The organism is Tardiphaga sp. 862_B3_N4_1 (assembly GCF_051811085.1).
Lineage (GTDB): Bacteria > Pseudomonadota > Alphaproteobacteria > Rhizobiales > Xanthobacteraceae > Tardiphaga > Tardiphaga robiniae.
Genome location: NZ_JBPWQB010000001.1, coordinates 2782332 through 2795959 on the forward strand (window position 1 = coordinate 2782332; position 13628 = coordinate 2795959).

The 13628-nt window shown below is 61.7% G+C and carries 9 protein-coding genes; 3 read left to right on the forward strand and 6 right to left on the reverse strand.

The features are described from left to right. The first annotated feature begins 54 nt into the window (after window positions 1-54). Window positions 55-1281, forward strand: a complete 1227-nt coding sequence (locus tag AB8B02_RS13185) for a multidrug effflux MFS transporter (protein WP_309945372.1) — start codon at window positions 55-57, stop codon at window positions 1279-1281. Here AB8B02_RS13185 and AB8B02_RS13190 read toward each other — a convergent pair. From AB8B02_RS13190 to AB8B02_RS13200, 3 genes are read right to left on the reverse strand one after another with little or no spacing between them, the layout of a single operon-like run. Next, complete coding sequence (locus AB8B02_RS13190) at window positions 1278-2540, reverse strand: adenylate/guanylate cyclase domain-containing protein (RefSeq protein WP_093761424.1); 1263 nt, start codon at window positions 2538-2540, stop codon at window positions 1278-1280. The two genes, AB8B02_RS13185 and AB8B02_RS13190, sit on opposite strands and share 4 nt — an antisense overlap. Before the next feature lie 51 nt (window positions 2541-2591). Then, entirely contained in the window at window positions 2592-5759 is a 3168-nt protein-coding gene (locus tag AB8B02_RS13195) for an efflux RND transporter permease subunit (RefSeq protein WP_439064134.1), read from the reverse strand. After that, window positions 5756-6904, reverse strand: a complete 1149-nt coding sequence (locus AB8B02_RS13200; protein WP_439064135.1) for an efflux RND transporter periplasmic adaptor subunit — start codon at window positions 6902-6904, stop codon at window positions 5756-5758. Before AB8B02_RS13200 ends, AB8B02_RS13195 begins: the two co-directional genes overlap by 4 nt. A gap of 388 nt (window positions 6905-7292) precedes the next feature. Between AB8B02_RS13200 and AB8B02_RS13205 the strand changes: the two genes are divergently transcribed. Next, window positions 7293-8594, forward strand: coding sequence for a hemolysin family protein (locus tag AB8B02_RS13205; protein WP_120292132.1), 1302 nt, complete (start codon window positions 7293-7295; stop codon window positions 8592-8594). A 30-nt stretch (window positions 8595-8624) separates the two neighbouring features. Here the strand turns inward: AB8B02_RS13205 and AB8B02_RS13210 are convergent, their stop codons facing one another. Together AB8B02_RS13210 and AB8B02_RS13215 are read right to left on the reverse strand one after the other, a co-directional pair. Continuing rightward, window positions 8625-10085: an MmgE/PrpD family protein gene (locus AB8B02_RS13210; protein WP_439064136.1), complete on the reverse strand. Its 1461-nt coding sequence runs from the start codon at window positions 10083-10085 to the stop codon at window positions 8625-8627. Window positions 10086-10227: 142 nt separating this feature from the next. Continuing rightward, window positions 10228-11706, reverse strand: coding sequence for an MmgE/PrpD family protein (locus AB8B02_RS13215; protein ID WP_439064137.1), 1479 nt, complete (start codon window positions 11704-11706; stop codon window positions 10228-10230). 424 nt (window positions 11707-12130) lie between these two features. Here AB8B02_RS13215 and AB8B02_RS13220 point away from each other — a divergent pair, with 424 nt between their 5' ends. Continuing rightward, window positions 12131-13099: an amidohydrolase family protein gene (locus AB8B02_RS13220; protein WP_439064138.1), complete on the forward strand. Its 969-nt coding sequence runs from the start codon at window positions 12131-12133 to the stop codon at window positions 13097-13099. A gap of 175 nt (window positions 13100-13274) precedes the next feature. Here the strand turns inward: AB8B02_RS13220 and arsC are convergent, their stop codons facing one another. Continuing rightward, window positions 13275-13622 (reverse strand): arsenate reductase (glutaredoxin), encoded by a 348-nt coding sequence (gene arsC, locus AB8B02_RS13225; protein ID WP_439064139.1) that lies wholly within the window; start codon window positions 13620-13622, stop codon window positions 13275-13277. Window positions 13623-13628: the final 6 nt, after the last annotated feature.

Sequence of the window (13628 nt, forward strand, 5' to 3'; positions counted from 1 at the left end):
TCTTTGCAGCTCGCTTTATATGATGTACATCATTTATAAAATGAGGATCATCATATGACCGACCGCACGGCAGACGCCATGGCAGACACCCCGCCGCAGGAAGCATCCTCCACCGCACTGCAGATCGCAGTCCTCGCGGGGCTGGCCTCGATGGGTACCCTGGCGACCAACATTCTCCTGCCATCGCTGCCACAGATGGCGGTATCGTTGCAGGTAACGACGCCCGCGGTCACGGCATCGATCACCGTGTTTTTGCTAGTCTTCGCGCTTGGCCAATTGCTGGTCGGACCGATCTCCGACCGTTACGGGCGCCGCATGCCGGTGCTGGCCGGCTTCGCTGTCTTCATCATCGGCAGCATCTGGTGCGGGATCTCGAATGATCTTCCTTCGCTGCTGATCGGCCGCGCGATCCAGGCCGCCGGTGCCTGTTCGACCTCGGTTCTCTCGCGCGCGATCGCCCGCGACCTGTTCAGCGGCGCGGCGCTGGCACGCGCACTCACCTTGGTGATGATCGCGCAGGCAGCAGCCCCCGGCTTCTCCCCGCTGCTCGGTGGCGGTCTCGATTATTTTTTCGGATGGCGTTCAGAATTTGTTTTCGTCGGCGCCTTCGCTGTGTTGTCGGCTCTCAGCTATGTCCTGGTGCTCGGCGAAACCCACAACACGACGCGCATCCCGCTCAATCCGCTCGCCGTCAGCGCAACCTATCTCAAGCTCTCGGTGAACCGCCATTTCCTGATCCCAGCCGCCACAGTTGGCCTGATCATGGGAGGACTGTTCTCGATCTTCTCCGCAGCACCTCGCATTCTCATTGAGGGCTACGGCTTCACACCGATTGCGCTCGGGCTGTTCTTTGCGGGCACCGTGCTGGTCGTGTTCGGCTCGGGCATGCTGGCCGCCCGCCTCGCCCCGCGCTTCGGGCTGGATCGGGCCATTCGCTATGGATTGCTGATCGCGTTCATCGGCAGTATTGCGGTGCTCGCAACCGCCTACTTCCACGGCAACGTTGTCACCTTCATCGCCGCGACTTGCGTGTTCCTGCTGGGCATGGGCGTAGTCAATCCGCTCGGCACGGCGCAGGCGCTGTCGCCGTTCGGCACCCATGCCGGCGCCGCCTCGGCACTGCTCGGCTTCTGGCAGATGATGGGGGCCGCGATCGGCGTATCCCTGTCGGCCATGATCGTGCCGCAGGCCGCATTGGCGCTCGGCATCGTCCTCGGCGCGGCCTGCCTGATCGCCATCGTGCTCTACGCGATGCGCCAGCAAACCACGGCAGTCAGCTAACGGGCCAGATAGCGCTCATAGCCGCCACGTACGACCTCGTCGCTGTCGATCTCGGGATCCAGCGTATAGAGGTCCTGCGCGCGGCCAATGCCGCGCAAGGCGTAGCGGCCCGTGGAGACCAGATATTTGCGGCCAGCTGCGTCGAGCCCGGCCTGGAACGCGGACGAGGTCAGCAGCGGCCGATCGACCGACGAGCACATGGAAGCGATGCGGCTCACCTCATTGACCGAGGGACCAACCACGGTGAAATCGAGCCGCTCGTCGCTGCCGATATTGCCGTAGAATACCTCACCCTCATGCAGACCGACATAGGCCGTCGTGACCGGCCGGTTCGCCGCTAGTCGTTTCGCATTCAGCTTGGCGATATTCTTGCGGAACTGATGTTCGGCGCGCAAGGCGTTGCGCTTCGCCTTCACCATGTCGTCGCCGGTGAACATCGCCAGAATGCCGTCGCCGATAAGTTTGAGCACGTCGCCGCCGACATCATGGATCGCAGCGATCGAGGCTTCGGCATAGTCATTCAAGAACGGGATGATCTCGTCCGGTCCAATCGCCTCGCTGATCCCCGTGGAGTTGCGCAAGTCGGAAAACCACAACACCGCATTGATACGCTCGGTGACGCCTCGCGCGATCTTGCCGCGCAGAACCTGTTCGGCGGCATCGCGGCCGAGATAGACGCGGCCAAGCGTGCGCGCGATCTCCATCTGGGCTCCCGACTTGATGGCGAGACCGAGCATCGGCACCAGTTCGCGCAGCGCCGACATCTGGCGCTCGTCGAACCCGTCTTCATGGCGCGTGGCCCAATAGGAATAGAGGCAATCCATCTGCCCCATCGAGCCAGCCTCGCCGAACTTGTGCAGGAACACGGCGCCATGGCGGTGACCGCCTTCCTGCAAGCTGCTGACCATCGAGAAGCGGTCGGCGATCCCGGGCGCGTGCAGATCGAGCCGCAATTCGTCGTGCCCCTCTTCCAGCATGTGGAAGAATACCGATCGTCGCCAGTTCGCGGCAGCCTCGCCGATCTCGGTCGAGCCGTATTCGAACACGTCGCTCTCGTTGCTGGCCGTGTCGTTCCAGCGGAAGCCACGGCCCTCGAAGATCGGATGCAGCGTGTCAATGAAGACTAGGCCACGGGATACATCGATGCCGCCGGCACGGCAGCGCTCGCAGAAGCCACGGATCAGGTCGTTTTCGGGAAGGCCGGTCAGACCCTCGCCGACCAGCCAGCTCATCAGTTCAATGCGTGCGGCAGTTTCCATGAGACACTTGTAGGATGGGTTGAGCCTTTGCGAAACCCATCCTGCGGCGCTTTAACCATGCGCGCCTTGCTTCTTGGCGTGAACCTCGACGGAGCCGGGGAACAGGCGCCGGATCAGGATGTAGAAGACCGGCGTGAAAACGAGGCCGAAGATCGTGACGCCGATCATGCCGAAGAACACCGCAACACCGACGGCCTGACGCATCTCCGAGCCGGAGCCCGACGAGATCACCAGCGGCAGCACGCCGAGAATGAAGGCGAAAGACGTCATCAGGATCGGGCGGATACGCAAACGGCAGGCCTCGATCACGGCTTCGAGCTGGTTGCGGCCTTCCTGCTCGATGTCGCGGGCAAACTCGACGATCAGGATCGCATTCTTTGCCGCCAAGCCGACCAGCACGACGAAACCGATCTGGGTGAGGATGTTGATGTCCTGCCCCATGATGCGTACGCCGATGGTGGCCGCGAGCAGGCACATCGGCACGATCAGGATGATCGTGAACGGCAATGTCCAGCTGCCATATTGCGCGGCCAGCACCAGGAACACGAACAGCACGCAGATCGGGAAAATATAGAGACCCGCATTCGCGCCGGTGGACTGCTGATAGGACAGATCGGTCCATTCGAAGGCAAAGCCGCTCGGCAGCGTGTCGTCCGCGAGCTTCTTCATGGTCGTGAGCGCCGTCGCCGAACTGGTGCCCGGCAGCGTGTCACCTTGCAACTCGGACGACGGATAGAGATTATAGCGCGCGACGCGGTCCGGACCTGCCGTGTCGCTGAAATTCACGACACTGCCCAGCATCACCATGTTGCCCGCGCTGTTGCGGGTCTGCAGCCGCGCCAGATCCGCCGTTTCCTTGCGGAACGGATAATCCGCCTGCGCGGTGACGTGATAGGTGCGGCCGAGAATGTTGAAGTCGTTGACATAGGTCGAGCCGAAATAGGTCTCGATCGCCTCGGTCACATTCTGCATGGGCACGCCGAGCATCTGCGCCTTCTGGCGATCGATATCGACGAACACCTGCGGCGTGTTGGCGGAGAAGGGCGAGAACACCGAAGTCAGGCCCGGCGCACGGCGCGCGGCATTGACGAGTTCATCGGTCGCCGCGGCCAGCAGCTGCGGCCCCCTGCCCTGACGATCCTCGATCCGCATGGCGAAACCACCGCCGGTGCCGATGCCCGGCACCGCGGGTGGCGGCAGCACGATGATGAAGGCGCCTTCGATCACCGAGAGGCGCTTGCGCAATTCAGCCGTGATGGCTCCCGCGCTCAGCCCCTTCTTGGCGCGCTCCTCGGGATTCTCGAACACGGGGAACATGGCGGCCGCATTGCCGGCCTGGGTGAAGGTCGCGCCGGACAGGCCAGCCAGCGCCGGCATGCGCGCGACACCGGGCGTATCCAGCACGATGCCTTCGATCTGCTTGACGATCGCCGTCGTGCGCGCCAGTGATGAGGCACCGGGCAATTGCGCGACCACGATGACATAGCCACGGTCCTGCGCCGGAATGAAGCCTTGCGGTGTGGCGTAGAGCAGCCAGCCGGCGGAGCCGATCAGGGCGACATACAAGATCAGCATCAGCGCCGAATGTCTGATGACAAAGCCTGCGAGGCCACCATAGGCATGCGACAGGCGGTCGAAACCGCGATTGAACACGCCGGTGAACGCCGCCCATCCTCGTGCCAGAAAATTCCAGCTCGCCGGCGGCTTCTTCTCGTGATGCGGCTGCAGGATCAGCGATGCCAGTGCCGGCGACAGCGTCAGCGAACAGAAGCATGAGATCGCCGTTGCGACCGCGATCGTGATGGCGAATTGCTGGAAGAACTGTCCGGAGATGCCGCCGAGAAATGCCGTGGGCACGAACACCGCGCACAGCACCAGCGCGATCGAGATCAGCGCGCCGCCGACCTCGTCCATGGTCAGCAGTGCCGCGTCGCGCCGGCTCATGCCGTCGCCGAGATGGCGCTCGACATTCTCCACCACCACGATGGCGTCGTCGACGACAATGCCCACCGCGAGCACAAGTCCGAACAGAGTAAGATTGTTGATCGAGAAGCCCAGCGCGGCCATCACAGCGAATGTGCCGACCAGCGACACCGGAATGGCGATGATGGGAATGATCGCCGGCCGCCAGCCCTGCAGGAACACCAGCACGACGATGACCACCAGCACCATGGCTTCATAGATAGTCTTGATCAGCTCCGAAACCGACTGGGCGATGAATTCGGTCGGGTTGTAGCCGATATTGTAGTCCAGCCCCTTTGGAAAATCGGCCTTGAGCTTCTTCATCTCCTCTTCGATGTTCTTCGCGGTCGCCAGCGCGTTGGAACCCGGACGCTGATAGACCAGCATGGCCACCGCTTCCTTGCGCAGCAGGAAGCCGTTGGTGGTCGACGACAGCGCGCCTATCTCGACGCGCGCGACATCGCGGAGACGCACCAGACGGCCATCGTCGCCGGCTTTCAGTACGATGTCCTCGAACTGCCGCGGCTCCTTCAGACGACCGGTGAAGGTCAGGTTAGGCTGAAACGCGCGATCTGCAATCGGCGGCTCGGCGACCTGGCCGCCCGCAATCTGCAAATTCTGCGCGCGAATGGCAGTCAGCACGTCGCCTGCGGTCATGCCCAGCGTGGCAATCTTGTCAGGATCCAGCCACAGCCGCATCGAATAATCGCGCGCGCCGAAGATGGTAATGTCGCCGATGCCATCGAGGCGCAGGAGCGGATCGCGGACCTGACGCAGCGCGTAATTCGAAATGTAGAGCTGGTCGTAAGTGTCGTTAGGCGACAGCATGAACACGACCATCATCAGGTCGGGACTGTTCTTGCGGGTGACGACGCCGTTGCGCTGGACCTCCTCCGGCAGCCGCGGCTGCGCGATGGCCACGCGGTTCTGCACCAGCACCTGGGCTTTATCCAGATCGGTGCCGAGCTTGAAAGTCACGGTGATGTTGAGCTGGCCGTTCGAGGTGGCCTGGCTGTAGATATACAGCATGTCCTCGACGCCATTGATCTCCTGCTCGATCGGCGTCGCCACGGTATCCGACACAGTCTGTGCCGATGCGCCGGGATATTGCGTGGTCACGACCACGGTCGGCGGCGCCACTTGCGGATATTCCGCAACCGGCAAGGTCGTGTAAGCAAGCGCGCCGACGATCAGCAGCACGATGGAGAGCACCATCGCCAGGATGGGCCGGTTGACGGAGAGGCTGCCCAGATTCATGGCTTTGTGCCAGCTGCTGGTGCGGGCGTCGCGGCAGCCATCTTCGGCGCCACCTTGGCGCCCACACGGGCGCGCTGAATCCCGTCGACGATTACCCGATCGTCGGGTTTGAGCCCTTCCCTGATCACCCGCAATCCGCCATCCAGCGGCCCGAGTGTCACAGGCCGCGCCTCCACCGTGTCATCGGCTTTCACCACCATCACGATCTTGCGTGATTGATCGTTGGCAACCGCCGCATCAGGAATCAACAGCGCTTCATATTCGCCGCTGGCAATGACCCGGACCCGGGCGAACTGGCCCGGCAGGATGGAGAGGTCCTTGTTGTCGACAATAGCACGACCGCGCAGCGTGCCGGTGCCGACATCGAGCCGATTGTCGAGGAAATCCATCTTGCCTTCATGCGACGGCTTGGTTTCGCCGACCAGCGTGATCTGCACGGGATTGGGCGTATCGCGCGAGCTCGGCCGCTTGCCCTCAAACCACAGCTTGCTGTTGCGGACGTAAGTGGCTTCATCGGTGTCGAAATAGACGTAGATGGGGCTCAGCGACACGATCGAGGTCAGCAGCGTCGCGCCACTCTCGCTGCCTTGCACCAGGTTGCCGACTGTCACGAGATGACGGCTGACGCGGCCGGCGATCGGCGCGACTACCTTGGTATATTCGACATTGAGTTGCGCTTGCTTCAGCGCACCTTCGGCCTGCAGCGTCGCTGCCTGCGCGGCAGCTATTGCCTGGCTGCGTTGATCGACGATATTTTCGGAGATCGCCTGGGTCTTGATCAGCGTGGTGGCGCGCTCCAGCTCCTTCTCCGCCAGCACGACCTTGGCCTTGGCATCGTCGAGCTGGCCCTGCGCCTGCTCTGCTGCAGCCTGATACTGGCGCGGATCGATTTCGTACAGCAGATCGCCGACCTTGACGACGGCACCATCCGTGAAAGCAACCTTGGTAACGAAGCCGGTTACGCGGGCGCGGATCTGCACCTGTTCGATCGCATCGAAGCGGCCGGTGAATTCATCCCAGTCGGTCGTGACCTTCTTGGTGGGATTGGCGACCGTGACCGGTGGCGGCGGAGGTGCAGCGGCCTCTTCCTTCTTGCCGCAGCCGGCGAGCAGGAGAAGAGCCACAACAGGCGCTGCGACCGACAAACACGACGCAAAGGCATTTCCAACGTCATATAATCGCGACAAACTGATTGAATGTTTCAAAACCAGACCCCCGCCACGACACGCGATATGGCGGTCATCATGCGCTATATCAATTCGACATCAAGCGAAATAATTGATGCCCGAATAGGCTGCTATCCTGCGGCCATTGTCTTGCCACATCCACGCGACGCCTCGCGTCATACCGACGTTATAATAACGTCCTGCTGCGGGACGTGCGCCTGCGCAAGGCGTCGGTTCGGGGGGAGCGACCTATGGGCGCACCGAGGAATTCAACCCGCCCGGCGGAGTGTCGCAACGCCACTTGCCACCATGGCGCGAGATAAGCGGATCGACTATAATACCTGCCCATCATCCAAAAGGATTGAGCGTGTTATCTCTCGAACTCGGGATCGTTGCGGTCCTGATCGTCGTCAACGGCCTGCTCGCAATGTCTGAGCTGGCGATCGTATCCTCCCGCCCTGCCCGCCTCGCCGCCTTGGTTGAAAAAGGTGTGACAGGCTCTCGCCGCGCTCTGGCGCTGGCCTCCGATCCCGGCAAGTTCCTCTCCACCGTGCAGATCGGCATCACGCTGATCGGCGTATTGTCGGGCGCCTTCTCCGGTGCGACGCTGGGCCAGCGTCTCACGATATTGTTGCTTGACCTTGGCGTATCGAAAGGCCTCGCCGATACGCTCGGCGTCGGCATCGTCGTATCGGTCATTACTTACGCTTCGCTGATCATCGGCGAACTCGTGCCGAAGCAGATTGCGCTGCGCGATCCCGAAGCGGTGGCCGTGCGCGTTGCGCCGGCCATGGTGCTGCTCGCAAAAATCTCGCTGCCGCTGGTATGGCTACTTGACCGCTCCGGCAAGGCGATCCTGTTTCTCCTTGGGCAGCGCGGTGAAGCCGAGGAGAAGGTCAGCGAAGACGAAATCCGCACGCTCGTGACTGAAGCGGAAACCGCCGGCGTATTGGAGCCCGGCGAAAAGGAAATGATCGCAGGCGTGATGCGCCTCGGCGACCTGCCCGTCGGCGCCGTGATGACACCACGCCATGAAGTGGCGATGATCGATCTTGCCGATCCCATCGAGACCATCCAGGCCGAACTCGCGGGCAGCTCGCATTCGCGCTTTGCGGTGTTCGATGGCGACGGCGATTCCGCCATCGGCATCGTTCAGGCCAAGGATCTGCTCGATGTGTATTTGAGCGGCAAGACGCCGGACATCCGCGCGCTGGTGCGCGAGGCTCCGGTCATTCCCGACACGGTGGACGCGCGCGACGTGGTGGCGATCCTGCGTGACTCGCCATTCCATATCGGCCTCGTGCATGACGAATACGGCGTGTTCCAGGGGGTGGTGACATCGGCGGATATTCTGGAGTCGATCGTCGGCGCCTTTCACACCGAGGAAGGCCCGGCCGAGGTCGCCTTCCACAAACGCGAGGACGGCTCCTACCTCATCTCCGGCTGGATGCCTGCGGTGGAGTTCGCCGCCCTGCTCGGCATCGACCTGCCCGCGCAGTCGCGCCCCTATCAGACCTTTGCAGGATTTCTGTTGCAGGAGTTCGGCAAGATTCCCGAGGTCGGCGACGAGATCGTCTCGCATGCCTGGCGGTTCGAGGTCATGGACCTCGACGGCCGTCGCATCGACAAGGTATTGGCGAGCCGCGTCAAGGAAGAAGCGCTAGGGTAAATTCACCCCAGCGCTCCATGTATCGGGACATCAGGCCGTAAAGAGCGGCCGCAGCGAGCGGATATCCTTGACCTTCTCCAGATTGTTGATCTGATCGATCAGCTTCTTCGCCTTTTCGGCCCCGAGAACCGGCGCGATCAAGTCACGGGTCTTCGCACTGACTGCTTCGGTACTCAGCGGATTCTCCTTGGTGCCGGGCGGGAACTTGGTGAAGTGCTCCACCTTCTTGCCATCCATCATCTCCACTTCGACGATGGCGCCGCGCGGCGCGGCAGGGTCCATCAGAGCCTTGTCGCCGACCACGGTTACCTTGGCGCGTTGCTCAAGGATCTTGGAATCCTTCATCAGTGCCTGGTCATGGCTGTCCACGAACGACACGGCACCCTTGACGAGCGCGACCGCCACCAGATGCGGGCAGTTGACGTCGGGCATCGCGCTGGTGCCGACGATCCCCGTCGCATCGGTCGGAATCTTGACAAGGATGCTCTTCACATTGCCCGGCGTCAGGCCGTTCTGCTTGCGCAGGGTTAGTATGGCGTCGAGCGGCGACTGGATCGGATAGCCGACGGAGAATGTCTTGATCGCCGTTTCAGTGACGTAGAAGCGGCTGCCGAGACCGGCGAGCATCTCTTCCGGCTTCGGATCCGTGGACAGCGCAATGAACAGGTTATGCGTGCCATCGAGGACGTCATGAACGCCGGTCAAATCGGCCTGAACCATGGTCACGGCGGTCAGGCCGTTGCGGGCGCCCATGCCCGCGAAGTCGAAAGCCTTCTCGACGTGATCCTCGTCCTTCACCCAGCTCCACAGACCAGCCACCTGTTGCGAGGAATAGGAGATCGCATAACGCATGCCCTTCTCGTCCAGCCGGGCCAGCGACGCCGCTGCACCAAGAGAACCGAAGGTGGAGCTGGTCCCCTCCGCACTGCGGTGCGAACCACGGACGAGATCCGGTCCAAGCGCCATCAGCAGCCGGCAAGTGAGATCATATCCGAGCGTCACGGCCCGAATGAATTCGATGCCCGACCGGCCACCTTCCTTTTCCGCCATCGCCAGCGCGGACGGCACGACAGCGCTTCCCGGATGCGCCTTGGTGACCGGCTCGAAATCATCGGTCTCGTCCGCATGCGCGCACATGGCATTGGCCAGCGCGGCGTTGACGGCGGTAGTGCGGAAACTGGATCCGATCACCGACGCCTGCTGTTCGCCGCCGAGCCCGCGAACATATTTCAGGGCCATCTCGCCCGGATGCATCCGCGCACCGGAGACCATCGCGCCGAACGTATCGAGGATGCGGTGTTTGCATTCCGTCATCACCACATCAGGAAGCGCCTTGTCGCGCGCCGAGACCATGTAGCGCGCAAGACGCCCGGTGACATCCGCATCCGCTGCTGCAGCCTTGCGAATGATGGACGGCGAAAGCGTTAATGCGGCGAGAGCACTGGCAGACTGGAGAACGCGACGGCGTGAAGGCGTACGACGCTGGGACATGTCATCCTTTAAGGAGTGTTGGCCGCAAGGCTCCCTGGAGGGATGCGGCGAGGTTTCTGCTCACAATACTGACGGCGTGACGATTGACGTACGTTCAGGCCACCTCGCGAAGGCCTCAATGCCTCATCGCGGGCAACGGCTGTCAGGCAGTGGATCGCGCGCCTGCCCTTGCAATATCTCCGGCGCTCGCCAAGCCCTCCACCTTCCAGCACAGCTCCATCACCTTTGCCGCCTGCTTGTGCGGCAGGATTCCTTCAGCGAGATCCTTGAACTTGCGTTCGAGATCGGCATCGCTCATGGGCTTCTCGAGGCTGCCGATGGCGTGCTCGATCCGCTTCTTGAGCACGCGCCCGTCATTCAACTCGACGGACATCTCGACCTGTTCCGGCTTGATCGATTGATCGACAGTCGGAACGACTTTGCCGCGCAATTCGATCGTCTTCGCGTCGCGCACCGCCCCATCGCTGAACTGCTTCTCGCCACCGGCGCCTTCGATAAAGGCGATGGCAACCGCATGGTAGACGCTGAATTTTCCTTCGAGCCCCTCCCTGGGGGTCTTCTTCCCGGTAAGCTCGAGCACCAGCGGATGAACGTTCACGTCGACCTGCTTGATCACATCCGGCGTCAGCTTGTTCTCATTCCTGAGTTGGATCGCCGCGTCGATCAGCGGATGCAGGACGATGCCGCAGGCAAACGGCTTGTAGGTGTTGAGCGCTGACTCGTAACGCTTGCCGAGCCCCTCGGTGACCTCGGCATAGTCCTGCTTGGTGCTGATGGCATTGGCCCAGCCGCGCTTGGCCTCGATCATGCCATCGGAGCTGGTGTAATTCTTTGACGCAAGGATAGCGGCAAAGATGCCGTTGCTGGCAGCACGGCCAGGATTGAAGCTCTTGTTCATCGAACCGAAGGACTCCCGCAGGCCGACAGGCTGCGAGGCCGCGAGCCCCAGCGCCCAGATCATCTGCTGTTCGTTAAGACCGAGCAGCTTGCCAGCCGCGGCGGCCGAGCCAAATACGCCGGCGGTGCCGGTGATGTGCCAGCCGACGTCATAGTGGTCCGGATAAACAGCATTGCCGATCCGGCATTCGGTCTCGATACCGAGCACCAGCGCATTGAGGAAATCCTTGCCGGACACCGGCTTCATTTCCGCAATCGCCAGAATCGCAGATGCGACTGGACCAGCCGGATGAATGATCGTCTTCAGATGGGTGTCGTCATAATCGAAGATGTGACTCGAGACACCATTGATGAAAGCGGCGTTCATGATGTCGAAGCGTTCGTTGCGCCCGAACAGCGAGGCCTTCGCCGGACCGGAGAATGGCGCCAGCGCCGACGCCGCGATGTCCACCGTCTGATGATGCGAACCGCCAATGGCGACACCGACCCAGTTCAACAGCGTGCGCACGCCTTCCTTACGGACACTTGCCGGAAGGTCATCGTATTTGGCGTTGACGATGTAGTGCGCGAGAATCTGCGTCACATGCGGCGGAGCAACCGATGCGACTTTCTTCGGCGCCTCACTGGCAGCTGGCTCCGCAGCCAAGGCACCACGCCCCGCTGCAGCCAGAGCCGGGAGCGCAGCAGCTGCCTGCAAGATGGTCCTGCGATTGGTATACGCCATGGGATTTCCTCCGAACTATCATTCTTCGCGCGATCGACGCGCCGCTTCGTCGGGCTGCGGCGATACGCCTATTACAATTAGATAGCAAGCTGTTCGAATTCAGGCGACCTTACGGATTTGCAATATATGCACGAGATAGCGCTATTATCCCGAATTTCTCATTTGTTTCATAAATTCACCCCCACTAGTTTTTATGCGGTCTGTTTCCGTTGCACGTCATGCGCGCTCTGGATTCCAACAAATAGCTTTCAGGGTGAAACGCTGCAGAGATTCATCATCCGGCCATGAGCGCTGCTCGCATTCCCGCAGAGACATATGTCGTTTCGACAGCCAACAAATTTGCAGGTGCCGCTCTACGGCGACACATACACCGATGATTCACGTCTGGTGCATGCCACAGCGCATGCAGACGCAAGGAGATTAAATGCACCGACGTGACGTTCTGGCCGCGATGGCATCACTTGGCCTCACAAATGTGATTGGAAGCCGAATAGCGCAGGCTGCCGACGAACCCGCAATCCCGGCCATTGCAGGCCCCGATCTCAATACAATTCCTCCAAAATTCCGCGCGCCCGCCGGAAGCGTCGATACGCATACACACATCTTTGGCCCTGCCGCGGTGTATCCTTTCTCGCCCAAGCGCCCCTACTCGCCGCCTGATGCTCCGCTTGAGATGTTTCGCAAGCTGCATGAAGCGATCGGCGTCGAACGCGCCGTCATCGTTAATGCGACCGTCCATGGGTTTGACAACCGCGTGGTGATCGACGCGATCGCGCAGAGCGGCGGCAGGTACAGGGGCGTCGCCAATGTGAACAACAGCATGTCGGAAGCCGATCTCATGGCGCTCGACACAGGCGGCATCCGCGCCTGCCGCTTCGCCTTCCTCAAACGACTTGGCGGCGTCGGCGACATGAAGGTCTTCCGTACGCTGGTCGACCGCGTCGCCGCCATCGGCTGGCATGTGGACATTTATCTCGAAGCCGGCACAGTCCGTGAGTTCGTGCCGATCCTGAAAGCGCTCCCGGTGACTTACGTGATCGATCACATGGGGACGATCAGCGCCGCCAAGGGCCTCGACGATCCCGAATTCAAGGCACTGCTCGATCTGCAGGCCAGCGACGATAAGTGCTGGATGAAAATTACAGGTCTCGAACGCGCCTCGGCTGGCGCAGCGCCATTCCATGACTCCGTGCCGTTCGCGAAGCAGTTGATCGACAATGCGCCGGACCGCGTGTTGTGGGGCACCGACTGGCCGCATCCGAATGTCAAGATCATGCCCAATGACGGCACGCTGGTGGATCTGATCCCGCTTTACGCGCCGGATCCTGCGGTTCAACGCAAACTGCTGGTGACCAACCCAGAGAAGCTGTTCAAGTTCGCGCCGGTGACGTAGTTGCCGCGGCCCATCTGGCGCCGAGATCTGCAGCCCTCATGGTGAGGAGCGCGCCTTTTGCACTCGTCTCGAACCATGGGCTCGTTGACACCAACTTTGCCGCCATCCTTCGAGACGCCGCACAAGAGCGCGGCTCCTCAGGATGAGGCCGTCGTTTGATCGGCGAGTTGGACCCCTAGAGCAGCTCCAGCACCACATCTGCCGGCCGGCACAATCGCGTGCCCTTCGACGTCTCGACGATGGGTCGGTTCATCAGGATCGGATGCGCGATGATCGCGTCGATCAGTGCGTCATCGCCGAGCGAGGGATCAGCAAGCCCAAGCTCGCCATAGACACTTTCCTTCTCACGTAACAGCGCCCGAACGCCTCCGCCCATGGCGCCGATGAGCGCGACCAGCCGGGCGCGATCCGGCGGCATCTTGAGATAGTCGATCACCACCGGCTCAATCCCACTCTGTCGGATCATCGCGAGCGTATTGCGCGATGTCCCGCAGGAGGGATGGTGGAAGATGGTGACCGTCATAACGCG